Raw genomic sequence first — 18,847 nt, forward strand, 5'->3', positions numbered from 1 at the left:
CCTATCGATTTGATAGAGTATGCAAATTTAGAATTATATATGAAAAACGCATATTAAAAATAAATAAATATTAGATTTACCCTATTGATTTAGTAGATTATTAATTTTTAAGTCAATTTTCAATAGAATTATCGATCAATAATTACAATCATTGACGAATCTTTTAAAAAATTTGGAAATTGATGTATTCCCCTGAAGTGATGGGGTTTACTTGATTAAATCAGCCAAGGTATTATGGCGGTATACGGTCAATGCACTATCCCTAACCTGAAGCATTAATTTATGTACGGCACAACTGGCCTCATCCGGACAATCCTCACATTTCTCATAAAAATTAAGACTCACACAAGGCACCAAAGCTATGGGACCTTCAAGAATACGCATTACATCGGTCATTAATATATCCTTGGGATCCTTAATGAGATAATACCCGCCTCCCTTGCCTTTTTTAGAGCCCAAAAGCCCTGATTTTCTAAGGGTCAAAAGGATACTTTCGAGAAATTTCTGGGAAATATTTTCATGCTTGGCTATTTCAGCGATCTGAACCGGCTGCCGATCTTCCAATGAAGCCAGGAAGCTCAAAGCCTTTAAACCATATTTTGTTTTCTTGGAAAGCATTTAGCGAATATATGCAAAATCTTAGATTCATTTTGCCTATAACAACAAAACTAATCCAAGGCTTGTGCAATATCCTGAATTATGTCCGAAATGTTCTCGAGACCGACTGAAATCCGAACCGAACCATCACTAATGCCCACCGCTTTCCTTTCCTCTTTGGAAAGTTTACTATGTGTTGTAGATGCAGGATGGGTGACGATACTTCTGGTATCCCCCAAGTTGGCCGATAGCGACAACAATTGGATTGAATCGAAGAACTTACGCCCCTCTTCCAATCCGCCCTTGACTTCAAAAGCAACGACACAACCCCCGGCTTTCATCTGCTTTTTGGCTATTTCATATTTCGGGTGTGATTTTAAAAATGGATACTTAACCCAATTTACCTTTTCATGTTGTTCTAAAAATTCAGCCAACTTCAAGGCATTCTCGCAATGCCGATCAACCCTAATCGCCAAGGTCTCCAGACTTTTAGACAAGATCCAGGCGTTGAATGGTGACAATGCCGGTCCTGTTATCCTGGAAAAACGATAGATCTTATCAATCAGTTCCGCATTACCAACAGTGATGCCTGCCAGTACCCTCCCTTGACCATCCATTAATTTGGTTCCCGAATGGATGACCAAATCGGCCCCAAACTTAATCGGTTGCTGTAAATAAGGCGATGCAAAACAATTATCAATAATAAGAATTAAATTGTGCTTTTTGGCAATCTTGCCGAGCTCCTCCAAATCCAAAACATCAACACCTGGGTTGGTCGGGGTTTCAGCATATAGGATTTTGGTTTGGGGTGTCACCATATCGTCAATGGTATGCAACTCATCAACCTGAAAATAACTATGCGAAATATTCCAATTGGGGAAAAAATTCATGAACAGGCTATGTGTGGACCCAAAAATACTTCGTGCCGAAACAATATGGTCACCACTACGCAAAAGGGCCCCTAAGGTTGAAAACACGGCTGCCATGCCCGATGCAAAAGCAAAACCATCCTCAGCACCTTCCATCTTACATACCTTTTCCACGAATTCAGAGGAATTCGGATTGGAATAACGGGAATAAATGTTCCTGTCTTTTTCCTCAGCAAAGGAAGCACGCATATCCTCTGCATCCTCAAACACAAAACTTGAGGTTAAATATAAGGGTGATGAATGCTCCAAATATTGGGAGCGCTCCATCTGTGTTCTGATGGCTTCTGTTTCGAATTTGTGTTTCTTTTCCATAACTATCCTTTTTCCGCAATTCGTAAAATATCCCCGAAGACACCCCTGGCAGTAACTGCCGCGCCTGCACCGGCCCCCTGTATGACCAAAGGATGTTCCCCATAGGATTCCGTGTAAATCTCAATAATGGAATCGGAACCCTTTACCTGCCCTAAGGCACTTTCTTTTGGTACCGATATCAATTTCACTTCCAAAGTCCCTTTTTCCTTGGTTAAATCACCATGCAAATCACCGACATATCGCAAAACATGATTCGGTTTTTGGTTTTTCTTCAATACATTAAAGGTATCGTTGAGCACATCCAAATTGCCCAAAAACCCGTCAACAGATTCATTCCGCAAATTTTCAGGAATCAAATTTTGAATCTGTATATCAGAAAATTCATTGCTTAGGTCCAGCTCACGGGCAAGGATCAAAAGTTTACGCCCCACATCATTACCCGAAAGGTCCTCCCTGGGATCCGGTTCGGTAAAACCTTTGTCCATGGCATCCTTCAGAATGTTCGAGAAAGGGGCATCCACTTCCGAAAACGTATTGAATATATAACTCAATGAACCCGAAAACACACCCTTGATACGCGTGATGTTCTCACCCGAAAGATGCAACAGCTTTATCGTATCTATCAATGGTAATCCGGCACCTACATTGGTCTCGTATAAATATTGTTTTTGTTTTTTATCCAATTCCTCACGTAGTAATTGGTAATAATCAAAACCAAGGGTATTGGCTATTTTATTGGATGACACCAAATCGAATCCGTTTTCAACAAAATCGAAATAATTAGCCACAAAATCCTCACTGGCCGTATTATCGACAGCAATCAAGTTTTCAAGGTGGTTCTTTTTGGCATAATCAAAAATATCCTTTATATGATAGGCGACACCATCCTCCTCAATGGCCGTACGCCAATTCTTTGGTATTCCTTTTTGGTTAAGGAGGACTTTTCTTGAATTTGCCACCGCAAAGACATTCAAATCGATTCCTTTTCTTTTTTCGATCGTCTTGGAAGATTTCAGGATCTGATCCACCAAGGTTCCCCCTACATTTCCATGACCAAAAACAACAACGTTCACCTTCTTACTGATTCCGAAAATCTGTCCGTGCATAACATTCAATGCCTTATGCAGGTCGGACTTCCTAACGACCAAACTCACATTCTTACCCGTAACCGTATTATTAAAAAGCAAGGGTACTATCTGGTTCTTTATCAAGGAATTGTACGGTTTGTGGAACGTACTCAAATCCTGGCCCACAATGGATATCACTGACACATCGTTGACCACGGTTATCTGATTGATATCCTTGGATTCAAAGTCATGTGCAAACTCACGTTGCAAGGCCTTCTTGGCCCTTTGTGCCTTATCGGCATTGACCACCAAACCAATACCGCGTTCCGAAGAGCCTTGGGAAACAATACTTACACTTATATTATTATCCCCAAGTGATCTGAATATCCGGGCATCTACACCTACCTTACCCAATAACCCCCTACCTTCAAGATTGATCAAGGCGACATTCTCTATGACCGATAATGATTTTATACCTTCCTTGTTCGACTTCGCACTTATCAGTGTTCCCTCATTATCACTATTGAAGGTATTCAATATTCGCAAGGGAATATTCTTCTCGATCAATGGAATAATGGTCTTGGCATGTAATATGGTTGCCCCGAAATTAGCCATCTCATTGGCTTCACTATACGACAGTTCCGAAATTCGTTTGGCTTCGGACACATAATCGGGATTCGCCGTAAAAATACCATCAACATGGGTATAGTTCTGAAGCTCCTCGGCGTCCAAATAATTGGCTATCATTGCCGCAGAATAGTTGCTTCCATTTCTACCCAACGTGGTTGTTTCACCTTCCAGGGTAGAAGCGATGAACCCCGTTATCACGGGAACGGTATCATGACTTAATTTGGAAAATTCCCTTAATACGTTTTCCTTGGATATGGCCTCTATGACATGTGCATCACCAAAAGTATTATCGGTCTTGATCAATTTTCGGGAATCCATCAATGTAGCCTTGATCCCTTTACCAATCAATAGTTTGGTGATCAATTTAGCGGAAATAACCTCTCCATAGGCCAAGACTTGATCCCTTATTTTAGGACTGTAATCCCCCAAAAGCGATACCCCTTCGAACAATTTAAACAATCCTTCATATTCCTCTGCAAGGTTGACATTCTTAAAAGTATGGGTCTGATATTTTTCGAAAGCCGTAAAATCCTTGGAATAATCCTCTCCCCGGGCTGCCTTTTCAAGCATGGTCTCCAATTGATCCGTCGCTTTCTCACGTGCCGAAAGCACAACAGCTATATTTTCACCATTACCCACCTTATTGCCGATAATGTCCAACACATAACCCAAACCCTCTCCATTACTCAATGATTTACCTCCGAACTTCAATATTTTGATGCGATCGGACTTTCCGTTCGTATTGAAAATCCCATTGAGAAGTTTTTGCATTTGTTCAAACTCGATCAAAAAAGCATCATGCCCATGTAACGACTGAACTTCACCATAGGTAACATTACTTTTGGCCTGTGCCAATTGTTTGAAGGTTTCCTTATTCTCCTTGGCTGTAAAGAACAGATCTGAATCGACCCCGATAATATGGATATTGGTATTGCTGTTTTGAAGATCAACAAAGGCAGTTTCCCCAGTACGGGTAATATCGATCGTCTTCAGTAATTGGTTCATCAACTTATAAGCCGAAACCTGAAAACGGTCCTTCAGTTTTTCTCCATGGTGCATCAACCAACTTTCCACATTAAAAACCTGCAACTCCTCATTGGTACTTCTCTTAAACCGTTCCTTGAACGACTCTGGCGTTCTATAACACAACATGGCGTGCATACGGGCATCATGAACGGGTTGCTTGGAATTGACCAAGAACTGTTCCTGAATCTGACAATTTGCAATGAGCCAGTCGGTAGATTTCCAATCTGAGGCAACCGGGATCAAATGCGTGGTCAAATTAGGGTTCAGGGCAGCCATTTCCCAAGCAATACCACCACCCAACGAACCTCCCAACAAAGCAAAGAGTTTATCTATTTTCAATGCTTTTAGTCCCCATAAAAAAATCCGGGCAATATCACCTGCCACAAAATCCTTATAGTTTTCAATAACAAAACCGTCATAACCATTTCCGGGTATATTGAATGCTATTATGGTATACTTATCGGTATCAATACATTTGCCTTCCCCAATAAGGGCAGACCACCAACCTTCTGGTCCCGTGACATTGGAATTCCCAGTAAGAGCATGATTGACCAATACGATAGGCGCCTCATGAAGGGGTCTACCAAAAAGCTGATAGGAAAGTGAAATATCTTGGGATACGCCACTTAGGGTTGTGAATTCTTTTATTTCTAATTGATGTAGCATTCTTAAAGTTCTGTATTATTCTGAACACTCCCTAACCAAAACGGATAAAAAATGTACTAAATTTAAGCTAAAACCGATTACTTGATTGTTTCAAAAGCCTGCTCTAAATCCGCCTTAAGATCTTCCAGATCTTCTAGGCCGACCGATAGACGAATCAAATCCTGACCAACACCTGCTGCATCTTGTTGCTCTGCCGTCAATTGTTGGTGTGTTGTACTTGCTGGATGGATGATCAATGATTTTGTATCCCCAATATTCGCCAATAAAGAGAATATCTTGGTTGCATCGGTAACTTTTTTGGCCGCTTCAAATCCGCCTTTAAGACCGAATGTCACCACCCCACTTTGTCCTTTTGGCAAATATTCCTGCGCCAGATCGTAGTACTTACTACTTTTTAAACCTGGGTAATTCACCCATTCCACTTCATCCCTTCTTTCCAACCAAGTGGCCAAGGCCAAGGCATTTGAACTGTGTTGTTTTATACGTACCGATAATGTCTCCAAACCTTGGATTATCTGGAAGGCGTTAAACGGACTTAGCGCACCACCAAAATCACGCAATCCCTCCAAGATCAATTTAAAGGTAAATGCTGCGGCGCCCAATGCCTCGCTATAGACCAAACCGTGATAACCAGCGGAAGGCTCAGTAAATTCAGGGAATTTTCCATTTGTCCAATCAAAAGTACCTGCATCGATTACGGCTCCGCCCAATGAAGTACCTTGCCCCCCAATATATTTCGTAAGTGAATGGATCACAAGGTTTGCCCCATGTTCAATTGGGTTCAACAAGGCTGGTGAAGCCACTGTATTATCAACGATGAAAGGTACTTGTGCCGTTTTGGCCTGTGCTGAGATTGCCTTTAAATCCAAGACATCCAATTTTGGATTCCCTAAGGATTCCACAAAAATGGCCCGCGTATTGTCCTGTACCGCTTTTCCGAAATTTTCGGGATCGGAAGCATCAACGAACGTAGTGGTAATGCCCAATCTTGGCAAGGTAACATTCAATAGGTTAAAAGTACCCCCATATAAACTGCTCGAAGCCACAATATGATCACCTGCTTTTAAAAGCGTCAATAAACTTGTGGAAATCGCAGAGGCCCCCGAAGCAAAAACCACAGCCCCGACACCACCTTCAATGGCTGCCAATCTATTCTGTAAAATTTCATTGGTGGGGTTGTTCAACCGTGTGTAGATAAAACCCAGTTCAGCCAACGAAAACAAGTTAGCCGCGTGATCCGTATTATCGAATACATATGATGAGGTTTGATAAATAGGTACCGCACGTGTCCCTCCTGTTTTGGTTGTGTCGTGACCGGCATGTAATGCGTTTGTAGAAAATTTTTGATTACCCATGATTTTAATTTGTTTATGTTGTTAATAAAATAAATCAAAACACTAGTCCCCTAATCGCGATTAGCAACTAGGAATAATCAAAAAGTTAAAAAGAAAGAGACAATTACAAAAATGTAATTCGTTTCGTTATCTATTCTTGCCTAAATTAAAGGATACTGAAGACATTCAGCCTCAAGATAGAATTTAGCACCTTCTTTGCACAGGAGGCAAAGGGTTGCTAAGGCTTCACAGGGTCTATTCCCTCCACCTTTCTTGATAACAATTCAATATGTGTTTGAACTTTTGAACGGCAAATATAAGGCCGTGCGTTTGTTTTTTCCTAATCTTTTTTTAAAAAATCACATTTTAAATGCCTTCTTCACAGCATCTACCATATCCAATTTTTCCCAAGTGAACAATTCCACTTCCTTTTCAATCCTACCATTGTAGGGAGATTCAAAAATTTTAGTAATCACTTTAGGTTCCTTACCCATATGTCCGTAAGCAGCGGTTTCCAAATAAATGGGATTACGCAATTTCAATCGTTCCTCAATGGCAAAGGGACGCATATCGAACAATTGTGAAACAACTTTTGCGATTTCACCATCTGAATATGAAATCTTCGAAGTGCCATATGTATTCACAAAAATCGAAGTAGGCTCTACCACGCCAATAGCATAGCTAACCTGAACCAAAATCTCATCGGCCACTCCGGCCGCCACCAAATTCTTGGCTATATGACGGGCCGCATAGGCTGCGCTTCGGTCTACCTTACTAGGGTCTTTACCACTAAAGGCACCACCACCATGTGCGCCTTTGCCCCCATAGGTATCCACAATGATCTTTCTTCCCGTAAGTCCGGTATCACCATGTGGTCCACCGATTACAAATTTTCCCGTGGGATTGATGTGGTATTTTATTTGATCATCGAACAATGCCTGGTCACTCTCGGGCAATTGTCCAATTACCCTAGGCATCAAAATTGAAATAATATCTTCCTTGATTTTCGCCAGCATTTTATCATCGTCGGCATCGAATGCATCATGTTGTGTGGAAACAACGACAGTATCTATACGTTGCGGCACATTATCGTCTGAATATTCAATCGTAACCTGAGCTTTGGCATCCGGTCTTAGATATGAAATTTCAGTCCCTTCCCTCCTTATGGCCGCAAGGGTTTGTAAAATCCTATGAGAAATATCCAACGCCAAAGGCATGTAATTCTCCGTTTCTTTCGTAGCATAACCAAACATCATTCCTTGGTCACCGGCACCTTGTTCTTCCTTTGCCCCACGGTCAACACCTTGATTAATATCCTGGGACTGTTCATGGATCAAGGAAATAACCCCACATGAATCACCACTAAATTGATATTCCCCTTTGGTATACCCGATCTTATTAACAACATCCCTCGCGATATTCTGGACATCCAAATAAGTACCACTTTTCACCTCCCCGGCCAGGATGACCTGTCCCGTGGTGACCATGGTCTCACAAGCTACTTTACTTTCAGGGTCAAAAGCTAAAAAACTATCCAATAATGCATCACTGATTTGATCGGCCACCTTGTCCGGATGCCCTTCACTAACAGATTCTGAGGTAAATAAATATGCCATTTTTTCAAAAATAAATAGGAGGAAATAAAAAAAAGATTGCGAAAAGGGCGAATATGCTGAATGAAATCAGCTATCACTGCTTTAGCATTTTTACAATACCGAACTTGTTCAGTATCCAGTTCCCTTAAGAACTAGGCCCTAACGTGAATTTAAGGCTACGAGGTTGCAATCAGTCAAATCTTTCCTCTTAAGATTGGGGACAAAAGTATAAAAAATGTTTTTCTTATATAAGATAAACCGATTGTAATTTATCAAACATTTTTTTAATGATTTTAATGTGATTGTTTCTAAGGGCCTGTCTGGATAATATATCAAACTTCATTGTAAAATATCCCCCAACTTCAAAAAACAAGACCCATTGACACTATAACGATTCTATGCCCCGACTTCGTAAACCATTAGTTTTCCACGCCCCAGATCCATACGTAAATACACACTACGATTCAAGAAACATAGCTTGTTAAGCTATTGAAGCCCTCCTCCTTTTTAGCTTGAGAATTGCCCCCGTGATAAGTGCGGGAATGCCCATAAGAACGGAAACCTTCAATAATGGCAGTACGTAAACCATCCAACCCATTGGAATTTTATCCGCGTTTTCACCATTCTGTACATCCGAACCGATTCTAAAAGAGTCGGCCCATGCACTATAGCCAAAACCCCAAATTACCAGTGATAGCATGATACTTATACCAACAATGACCATTAGTTGGCGAGCATCCTTTTTTACAATGGTACCGACTTCAGACACATGGTGAAAATCCGATTTGAATTTAAGTTTTCCAAGCGCCCCTACTATCCACCTCCAATGCAAAGCGATATGAACCCCCAACATAGCCATAAAAAGGGTAGCGCTAACGTTATGGATTACCGACCAAAACCCATCCGGCGTAAAATGAATCCCGAAAATAGGCAATGCAGCTTCCGATATTACAATACCGGACACAGTTACCACAAGCATAAAAAAGTACAGTAGCCAGTTAAAAAAATAATCAAACACCGTTTTTTTGAACTGCCTCCCCATTAGTTTTTTAGAGTTCGCAGCTATCCAATTCCAATTGATTATCAGGTGTAACAAAAACGGCATAATCAGAATGAAACTTGCCCACTCATGAATTGAAATCCCCGTTGTTTGGGGGATTAACACCATTACCATAAGCGTGAACAGGAGAATATCCACATACACCCTTACTTTTGATGTTTTCTTTTTGCCCTGAACTTTGACCATTTCTTGTTTATTTGTTCTTTTGTTGTGTTTCATGCAACCAATACTTACCGCTAAATGTTGTGCCGTTTACGCTATGACCGAGGTTATACCATTCTAAATATCATACTTTATCGTAAATAAAACGTACCTCGGTTGCACATAATACGATTGTGTGGAAAAATAAAGCTCATTGGTGCTATCCCTATTGAGCGTAGTGGTGTTTAAAAGGTTCGTGCCCTTGATACCAAATTCCCACTTACTGTCTTTCTCTTGGTATGTTAAATCGGATTCCAAAAAACTATACTTATTACCAATCGTACCCTCTTTGTCAGTATAGTTGTAATAATCGTAGTCAAGCGTTACAATAAAGCTCTTCAAAAATGCTGCGTCAAACCGGGCATAGGGCCTTTTTGTAAAATAGGTTGTTTCCCGCCCACCGTTGTCATAATTGTTCACGCTATAGCGATACCCTACTTCAAGATTGGGTGCATTTTTGAAATTGGTAGATAATGCCCCCCTATAATTTTGGGTAAAGGAATTCGAAGTAAGCTTTGCATTATCGACCAAGTTATTGGTAGTAGACCAAGACATACTACCCCTCACAGAGCCCTTTATTTTTCCAAAAGTACGCTCGTACCTGCCATTCGCCGAAAATGACTCATCTTCAAAGTTGGAATTGATTGTAGTACTGATCCGGTTGATCCCCACAATCTCAGCACTACTTTTTAGGGCATCGATTCTTTTCGTATAGGTGACATTACCGAAAATATTGGTGAAATTGAACATATTGAAACTGAAAAAATTCAGCGAGAGATTATGGTTAAGGGCACTTTCCAAATCCCTATTTCCCTGATAAGCCGAATTGTAATTATTGAGCACATACCCTTGTGCAAATTTATTGACATCGGTAAAGGAACGTGTCACCCGATAATTAAACCTCAGGTTTTCCGACTTTTTCAGTTGTGCATTAATATATACATCAGGCAACAAGGATGTTAGGTCGTCTTTTACCACATTCCCCAACTGATCGTTCTTTACATTGAATTGATGCAGGGTAACCCCAGGATTAAAGGTGAAAATTCCTGATATCACTTTATAATGAAAACCCAAATACAGATCAGAGACATTGAAGTCCACATCATTCACATAATCAAGACCCTCCATATCCAATGTATTCCCCCCATCCAAAATCTGGAAAATCCCCGAATTGAAATTCTGATGGCTTTGGGTAGTACCCAAGGTAAAGTTCAAATTACTTTTAGTCCCCAACACATAATAATAATCGACTTTGGCATCCACCTTATTGGTAACTACATTCTTGACTTGATTTATATTATAAACATCCTGGTTTTCGTCTACGGGAAAAACATCGACAAAGGCAAACTCGTTACGTATTGCCTCATAGAATGGATCCTCATCTTGATACAAATGTTGGGCTTCAACGGCAAAAATATTCTTGTCGTCCAAAGTATAATACAGGTTAAGGTTCTGGTTTACCGCTAAGGGTTTCTGCCTTTTAACTTCAGAAATCTCATCGGTGATATCGGATATGGAAAGCACATCCACAACCTCATGATCGTCGGATTGCTTTAAGAGTGCATCATAATCTATCTGGAGGTCAGCATTGGGCTTGTACCTTGCACTCAATTTGGCCAATCCCAGATGAACGGTCTGATCGGTATTCGTGGTTGCATTCTCAATATCATTACTGGCGATATAGGTTGTGCTTCTTATTGACTTCATCAGGGTACCTGTATAGGAATAAATCCCAAACCCACTCAAATCCAATGACTTCGTCGGGGCATAACTGAAATTTACGGCCGCAAACTTGGTATCTATATCGTTTGCCCTATTGTTCTGCCCTGTGGAAAGCCCCAGTCCGTCAGAACCAACATCTATCGAACTTCCGCCCCTGGCGTTTATATTCCTGAAGCCACCCGTAAATTTTCGATAATCATTACGGGTAAAGGGGACTTCGCCCAAATTGTTCAAATCGGTTATTATATTGATGCTATAATCAGGACTGTAATAAAACAGTTTAGGGTGTGCCAGGTATCTGTTATCCGGTCCGTAACCCGCCGTGAGTTCCCCAAACCAAAATTTCTTTTTACCTTCTTTCAACCGAATATTCAGCGCTACATTATCATCGTCATTCGTTAGGCCCTTCATTTGGGACACCTCATTATAATTTTTCAGTACCTCAACCTTACTTAGGGCGTTGGCAGGAATATTCTCAACGGCAATTTTGGAATCCCCATCGAAAAAATCCTTTCCTTCTACCATTACCTTGGTTACGGTCTTTCCTTCAACCTCTATTTGCCCATCATCATCGATTTCAATCCCTGGTAAATTCTCCAGCACATCCTTTAACTTTTTTTCAGTACCCGAAACAAAGGAATCGGTATCATAAACAATCGTATCGCCTTTTACGGATACCGGCATTTCATAGGTTACCTCCACCTCATCCAACTGGGCGGCCTGTTCTTGCATTACGATATCCTTTACGGCATCAACATCACCAGCGGTAATGGTAAAGGATTCGGTCTTCAGCCCTAAATAACTTACTTTGACCGTATACTGATTCGCCGTTTTTAATTTCAACTTATACTGTCCGGCGTGATTCGTGATTCCGTAGGATTCAAGACCTTTTGTCTCTGTATTGATAGCTATCACATTCGCCATATCAACACCGGTTCCTGTACTATCCTTAACGGTACCTGTTAATGCTATTTCCTGTGCCGAACCCAAAAAACCCAAGACTAAGAATACTATAAGCGGTAAAACCTTTTTCATTTTAACATTTTTTCAAGAAAGAACTATCAGATAATACTAAAGGTCAATTTTAGAATCTAGCACCGCCGCGTCCACCACCTCGACCACCTCGGAAATTCTCGCGCATCTCTTTCATTTTTTCGCGGGAGATCTCATCGTATTCCGCTTGGGTTACCTTCTTCCCTTTCTTCGGGGCCTTAATTTCGATTTTCTCTTTAGGGTTCAAAGTGATTTTGGAACAAACAATAGTGGTCACATCGTCGCTAACGGCCAAAATAAGCCCTGGTAACCCCCAATAATCCGCTGGTCCTTGATTTATGGGTATTTCCGGTGTATACCACGCTACAATTTCGACCTCCTTCTCTATGAATTCCTCCACTTTTTTTTCTTTCGTGCCTTCCCCATCCTTTCCATCCGTATTTCTTCTTCGGAATAAGGCCTGCATATTGGGTCGTTTTACCGTCTTTACCGCTACGGCCTTATAGGCTGTATATTTCCCTATTTGTTTGGTGTCACTTTCCAGTTTCCAATCCAATTTCTCAAGATCGTCCTCTATCAGGAATATCTTTCCGAAAAGCTCGTTCTTGATCAAGTACCTTCCATCCTCGATATTCTTATACAGGTCACCACCTGCACTTCCCATAGCCCTAAAACCCCTGCCCCTGCCACTGTTACCACCAGGTTGCTCCAATTTTTCATCCTCCTCATATAATGATTCCTTCGCATTGAACACAAGTTCATACGTTTTCTCATTGGCCTTCTTCATACGTTCCATGATTTCCTTCTTTCGGTCTTCCGGAATTTGTCTATTTCCAAAATCCATGTTCACCTGCGTTTTACTCTCGTAGGTGGCTTTCCCTTGAAAATCCTGCGAAAAACCACTATACATGGTGAAAAACATGAATAATACCGTTAACATTTTACTTTTCATCTATCGGACTTTTGATTTAAAAATTGAACCCTTGATTTTTGGCGAATTCCAAAATCCTATTGATCATAAATAGGTTATTGATTGAATAATATACCTTTGGACTATATCGAATGCAATAGGTTTAATGGGTGGTTGAAAATAATTAAAATGCCACTTGTACATTTTTTTCCCGATATTGATATAAAGGTTTTTACTTCCTGTAGTTATCTTGTATATTGTACCCTCCATTAAACTCAGATGAAAAAACACTAATCACAAATCAGAATACCTTATGCATATTGCCGTTGCAGGAAACATTGGCGCCGGAAAGACCACATTGACAAGACTTCTGGCAAAACACTTCAAGTGGGAAGCCCATTTTGAAGACGTTGTTGACAACCCTTATCTGGACGATTTTTATAACCAGATGGAACGATGGAGTTTTAATCTTCAGATTTATTTCCTAAACCATCGATACCGCCAAGTCCTTAGTTTTAGGGAAAGTGGCAAAGACATTATTCAGGACAGGACCATTTATGAGGATGCTTATATATTCGCTCCCAACCTACATGCGATGGGCTTGATGACCAATAGGGACTTTAAGAACTATTCGAGTCTTTTCGAATTAATGGAGAGCCTCGTGCAACCGCCAGATCTTCTTATCTATTTGAGAAGTACCATCCCCAATTTGGTAAAGCAGATCCATAAACGGGGGCGTGACTATGAGAACACGATTTCAATTGATTACCTAAGTCGATTGAACGAACGCTATGAAGCTTGGATCTATGGTTATGAAAAAGGAAAACTACTGATTATCGATGTGGATAACCTGGATTTTGTTGACAACCCAGAAGATCTCGGGGAGATCTTAAACAGGATAGACGCTGAGATCAACGGTTTATTCTAAAAACCACCCCGTATGACAAATTGCCTACTTGCCAGTACATCGACAATATTCGGAGGAAACTATTTAGATTATTTGTTTGATGCCTTGGGTGAATTGTACCAAGACACCGAAGAGGTTCTATTCATCCCTTTTGCAAGACCGGGTGGTATTTCCCATGATGCCTATAGCAAATTAGCCGCTACGGCATTTCAACAGATAGGCAAAAAATTAGTAGGCCTCCACACTTTTGACGAACCTAAAGCCGCCCTACAATCGGCAAAGGGCATCTTTACCGGGGGCGGCAATTCCTTTGTACTCGTCAATAGCCTTTACCACCTTGACGTTATGGACACCCTTAGGCAGGTGATTTTGAACGGGACACCTTATTTAGGCACTAGCGCCGGTAGTAATATTGCCGGGCCCACTATCAAGACCACCAATGATATGCCCATAGTCTACCCTCCTAGTTACGACACCCTGGCTATCATTCCAATGAACATCAATCCGCATTATCTTGACCCCGACCCTAACTCAACCCATAAAGGGGAAACACGGGAAACACGTATCAAGGAATTCCACGAATTCAATACCACACCCGTTATAGGTCTTCGGGAAGGAAGTTGGATTCGCGTGCAAAACAAGAAAACAACACTCCATGGAGGCCAACTTAGCGCCCGCATATTCGAGAAAGGAAAGGATGCCTATGAAATACCCGCAGGTGCCTCGCTGGATTTTTTTAAAAACCAATAATTTTTCATTGTTTTAACCCCGTTATTCCGCAATGGGATTATACCAGCCTTTCCCAAAAGGCCATTTTACACACTGAACGTTACCTTTCACTCATTACGGATTCCAAATAAATAGGTTAAACCGTAGCTTCATTCAAACATTCAACAAGCCTAAAAACACCTATATCAATTCCGGATACCGATATAGGGGACTTGTAAACAATTGTATAACCTTGCCTTTCCCAAGAATGGCCAAAACTTTTGAATGATGAAACCAAAAAAGCACCCTAAAAGGGATTTAAACAAAAACAGCGGACTTTATTTTGTAATCGGATTGATCCTTGTAATGGCCTGTACGTACATGGCCTTTGAGTGGAAAACCTATGACCGACCAAATTATTATGGTGAAGCCATAAACATGCCCGATGACCCCCTAGAAGAATTACCACCCATAATTACCCTTGACGTACCACCACCGCCTCCAGAACCAGTCATACCTGATGTCATAGAGATTGTCATAAATGAAGATCCAATTATCGAAACGGTTGTCGCATCTTCGGAAAGTAATCCTGATAAGGAAATCCTGGAAGTAAAGGACATTGATGTTATCGATGACCCCGTAGACATGCCACCCGTACCCTTTTCGGTCATAGAAGAGGTTCCGGTTTTCCCTGGTTGTGAAAAGGCAGTCGATAAAAGGGCCTGCTTTCAAGATCAAATGAACAGGCATATTCGAAAAAATTTCAGGTATCCCGAAATTCCCTTGGAAATGGGCATACAAGGCAAGGTGTATATGCAGTTTATGATTGAAACCGATGGAAGCATTGGACATATTCAAAAGCGCGGACCGGACAAACACTTAGAGGCCGAAGCCACCCGCATAATCAAGCTGCTTCCCAAAATGCAGCCTGGAAAGCAACGAGGCACTCCGGTCAAAGTTCCATTTAGCATCCCCATTAACTTTAAACTTCAATAATCAAAAACCACAAAGGGTTCACTGATTTGCATAAAAAAGCCCTGACCGTTTGGTCAGGGCTTTAAAATTATTTGAATGTCCCTAAAAAAGTTTTATTCTTTCCCAACAACTTCCCCTATAACCTCCTCATCGACAACATCTGCTTTAGAAGCCTTACCCTTGAAGGTTTCGACTTTAGCCATCACGTCTTTCTCCGATCCTGAAAAAACCGCTTCTTCAACCGTTTTTTCACCATTATCAGTTGTAGTGGTCGTTACAGTTGCCGTCATTGTAGCATCATCATTCTTTGTCATTTCAACCCTAACCTCTTTTTGAACTTCCTGGGCCACCAATTCGGTAACAACTTTTTGTTCGTTATAAGCCGTTAAAGTATCCGGTGTCAATGCAATACTTGGTGCGATTACCAAAGCTACCACTGACATTAATTTCAATAGGATATTCAATGAAGGACCTGATGTATCCTTGAAGGGATCACCAACGGTATCACCTACTACGGCTGCCTTATGGGCATCAGTACCTTTTCTTCCATCCGATTCGATCATCTTTTTGGCGTTATCCCATGCACCACCTGCATTTGATTGGAAAATTGCCATCAGCACGCCACAGGTTGTTACCCCTGCAAGTAGTCCGCCCAACATTTCCGCTCCTCCAATAAAACCAACGGCAACTGGAACCGCTATTGCCAATAAACCTGGCAATACCATTTCCCTAATTGATGCTTGGGTGGAAATGGCCACACATTTATCATATTCGGCCAACCCATCCGCTTCATCAAAAATCGCCCTTTGTTCAGGCGTTGCTTTTGTCATATCGGAATCTACAGCCCGCATAACTTCCAAGGCAGCTTTCAATTGTGGGATATCCCTGAATTGACGTCTAACTTCCTCAATCATGGCCATGGCTGCACGCCCAACCGCATTCATCGATAAGGCAGAAAATACAAATGGCAGCATTCCTCCCACTAAAAGTCCAGCCATTATGGTTGGTTTGGAGACATCAATAGAATCTATTTTTGCAACTTTCATAAAAGCGGCAAACAAGGCCAGAGCCGTCAAAGCTGCGGAGGCTATTGCAAAACCTTTACCAATGGCTGCAGTTGTATTACCTACGGCATCCAACTTATCTGTACGCTCACGAACTTCACTGGGCAATTCTGCCATTTCGGCAATACCACCTGCATTATCGGAAATTGGTCCGTACGCATCCACTGCCAATTGGATTCCAGTATTTGCCAACATTCCAACAGCGGCAATGGCTATACCATATAAGCCTGCAAAATGATGTGATATCAAAATAGCGGCAGCGATCAATAATATAGGAATCATAGTTGACATCATACCAACCCCTAATCCGGCAATAATATTCGTTGCCGCCCCAGTCTCAGATTGACGAACAATCGAGGTTACCGGTTTTGTTCCTGTTCCTGTATAGTACTCCGTGATTTTCCCAACACCCAAACCAGCAATTAAACCGGCCAAGGTGGCCCAGAAAATACCCATGGCACCACTAGGTAGTCCTTCAACTGTTTCAGGAATCATTGCCGTAATGATAAAATAAGATGCAACAACCATTAAACCGGCAGAACCAAATTCACCAATATTCAAAGCCGTTTGTGGATTTCCACCATCCTTAACCTTTACGAAGAATGTTCCGATGATTGACATTATAATACCCACGGCCGCTAAGACCAAAGGCAGATAAACGGCCCCTAAACCAGCAAAATCCGGAGTGATGATAAAAGCCCCCAACACCATGGTACCGATGATAGACCCTACATAAGACTCAAATAAATCGGCTCCCATACCGGCAACATCACCAACATTGTCACCGACATTATCGGCAATAGTGGCAGGGTTCAATGGGTGGTCCTCAGGAATACCCGCTTCAACCTTACCCACCAAGTCAGCACCGACATCAGCTGCTTTTGTATAAATACCACCACCAACTCTCGCAAACAAGGCTATGGATGATGCACCCAAGGAGAATCCTGATAGCACATTCAGTACCAATGACAAGTTATCCGCACCTGGCCAAATATTTTGGTAGATCATAAAAAGACCGCTCAGCCCCAAAACACCAAGTCCGACAACACCAAGTCCCATTACGGCACCACCGGCAAAAGCAACCTCTAGGGCCTTACCCAATGAGTTTCTAGCTGCCTGTGTTGTTCTTACGTTTGCTTTGGTAGCCACCTTCATTCCGATAAACCCAGCCAAGGCAGAACAAATAGCCCCAACTATAAAGGAAACAGCAACCATACCATGTGACCCTACCTCATTATTTCCTTTAAAGTAAAGAAGAATCGCCACGGCAATGACGAAAATTGCCAGTATTTTATATTCCGCTTTTAAAAATGACATTGCCCCATCGGCAATATTCTTGGCAATTCTTGCCATTTTTGCGTCACCAACTTCTTGTTTTGAAACCCACATGTTTTTAATAAACACGAATATTAGAGCCAAGACACCGAAGGCTGGCAAGAACTTTACGATTAATTCCATTGTTTTTATAGTTATTTAGTTTTTTTTAATGCCAGCTAAAGTAGTGAAATCAAATAGATAAAAAAAGTGGCTTTTCAATATTGAAAAGCCACTTTTTAACCTTTAAACTGAGATTTAAATAGTGAATGTGCGTTTTTTCTTGTGTTCGCTTTTATCGTAACGCTCTAGACATTCATGATATATCCTGATGGCTTCTTTGGAATCGCCCCAACCACCTACATCAACTTTTTTCTCTTCGAGGTCTTTATATACCTGAAAAAAATGTTCTATTTCTTTTAATCTATGTGGATTTACATCCGAAATATCATTTCTCTTACTCCAAATAGGATCCGAAATCGGTACGCAGATGATTTTCTCATCCGGACCTTTCTCATCGGTCATATGAAAAACCCCAATAGGCTTTACCTCTACCACTACCATGGGAAAGGTTGGCTCAGTACACAAGACCAAAACATCCAAGGGATCCTTATCCAACGCCAAGGTTTCAGGTATAAAACCATAATCACCAGGATACATCATCGACGAAAACAAGGTTCGGTCAAACCGTATTTTATGTAAAGTAAAATCGTATTCGTATTTATTTCTACTTCCCTTGGGTATTTCAATAAGTACATCAAAGGTAAGTCCTGCTTTTTTACTCATATTCTAGTTTTTTTCGATTACAAAGATATTGAAAAGATTGAATTAACATTT

At 41.2% G+C, this 18,847-nt stretch carries 13 protein-coding genes and 1 riboswitch; of the genes, 3 read left to right on the forward strand and 10 right to left on the reverse strand.

Annotated features, from left to right (window positions below):
- Nucleotides 1-207 precede the first annotated feature (207 nt).
- From LX92_RS15725 to LX92_RS15760, 8 genes are all read right to left on the reverse strand, one after another.
- Entirely contained in the window at nucleotides 208-618 is a 411-nt protein-coding gene (locus tag LX92_RS15725; protein WP_109652702.1) for an RrF2 family transcriptional regulator, read from the reverse strand.
- 50 nt (nucleotides 619-668) lie between these two features.
- Nucleotides 669-1,838, reverse strand: coding sequence for a trans-sulfuration enzyme family protein (locus LX92_RS15730; RefSeq protein ID WP_109652706.1), 1,170 nt, complete (start codon nucleotides 1,836-1,838; stop codon nucleotides 669-671).
- A gap of 2 nt (nucleotides 1,839-1,840) precedes the next feature.
- Nucleotides 1,841-5,227 (reverse strand): bifunctional aspartate kinase/homoserine dehydrogenase I, encoded by a 3,387-nt coding sequence (thrA, locus tag LX92_RS15735; protein WP_109652709.1) that lies wholly within the window; start codon nucleotides 5,225-5,227, stop codon nucleotides 1,841-1,843.
- 77 nt (nucleotides 5,228-5,304) lie between these two features.
- A complete protein-coding gene (locus LX92_RS15740) occupies nucleotides 5,305-6,582 on the reverse strand; it encodes an O-acetylhomoserine aminocarboxypropyltransferase/cysteine synthase family protein (protein ID WP_109652712.1) in 1,278 nt (425 codons plus the stop codon).
- Between the two features lie 123 nt (nucleotides 6,583-6,705).
- Nucleotides 6,706-6,844, reverse strand: a riboswitch (SAM riboswitch).
- Nucleotides 6,845-6,920: 76 nt separating this feature from the next.
- The gene (gene metK, locus LX92_RS15745) at nucleotides 6,921-8,177 is read right to left on the reverse strand and encodes a methionine adenosyltransferase (RefSeq protein WP_109652715.1); all 1,257 of its coding nucleotides are present in this window, start codon (nucleotides 8,175-8,177) and stop codon (nucleotides 6,921-6,923) included.
- A gap of 460 nt (nucleotides 8,178-8,637) precedes the next feature.
- The gene (locus LX92_RS15750) at nucleotides 8,638-9,402 is read right to left on the reverse strand and encodes a DUF4405 domain-containing protein (RefSeq protein ID WP_170117872.1); all 765 of its coding nucleotides are present in this window, start codon (nucleotides 9,400-9,402) and stop codon (nucleotides 8,638-8,640) included.
- A 93-nt stretch (nucleotides 9,403-9,495) separates the two neighbouring features.
- Entirely contained in the window at nucleotides 9,496-12,174 is a 2,679-nt protein-coding gene (locus LX92_RS15755; RefSeq protein ID WP_109652723.1) for a carboxypeptidase regulatory-like domain-containing protein, read from the reverse strand.
- A 49-nt stretch (nucleotides 12,175-12,223) separates the two neighbouring features.
- The gene (locus LX92_RS15760) at nucleotides 12,224-13,084 is read right to left on the reverse strand and encodes a GLPGLI family protein (protein WP_109652726.1); all 861 of its coding nucleotides are present in this window, start codon (nucleotides 13,082-13,084) and stop codon (nucleotides 12,224-12,226) included.
- A gap of 271 nt (nucleotides 13,085-13,355) precedes the next feature.
- Between LX92_RS15760 and LX92_RS15765 the strand changes: the two genes are divergently transcribed.
- From LX92_RS15765 to LX92_RS15775, 3 genes are all read left to right on the forward strand, one after another.
- Entirely contained in the window at nucleotides 13,356-13,970 is a 615-nt protein-coding gene (locus tag LX92_RS15765) for a deoxynucleoside kinase (RefSeq protein ID WP_109652729.1), read from the forward strand.
- 12 nt (nucleotides 13,971-13,982) lie between these two features.
- Complete coding sequence (gene pepE / locus LX92_RS15770) at nucleotides 13,983-14,699, forward strand: dipeptidase PepE (protein WP_109652732.1); 717 nt, start codon at nucleotides 13,983-13,985, stop codon at nucleotides 14,697-14,699.
- Between the two features lie 243 nt (nucleotides 14,700-14,942).
- Nucleotides 14,943-15,653: an energy transducer TonB gene (locus tag LX92_RS15775; protein ID WP_317047071.1), complete on the forward strand. Its 711-nt coding sequence runs from the start codon at nucleotides 14,943-14,945 to the stop codon at nucleotides 15,651-15,653.
- 92 nt (nucleotides 15,654-15,745) lie between these two features.
- Here LX92_RS15775 and LX92_RS15780 read toward each other — a convergent pair whose 3' ends face one another.
- Both LX92_RS15780 and LX92_RS15785 read right to left on the reverse strand, forming a co-directional pair.
- Entirely contained in the window at nucleotides 15,746-18,154 is a 2,409-nt protein-coding gene (locus LX92_RS15780; RefSeq protein ID WP_211315885.1) for a sodium-translocating pyrophosphatase, read from the reverse strand.
- Nucleotides 18,155-18,268: 114 nt separating this feature from the next.
- Entirely contained in the window at nucleotides 18,269-18,796 is a 528-nt protein-coding gene (locus tag LX92_RS15785) for an inorganic diphosphatase (protein ID WP_109652738.1), read from the reverse strand.
- Nucleotides 18,797-18,847 lie beyond the last annotated feature (51 nt).

The sequence above is a fragment of the Maribacter polysiphoniae genome (assembly GCF_003148665.1).
Lineage (GTDB): Bacteria > Bacteroidota > Bacteroidia > Flavobacteriales > Flavobacteriaceae > Maribacter_A > Maribacter_A polysiphoniae.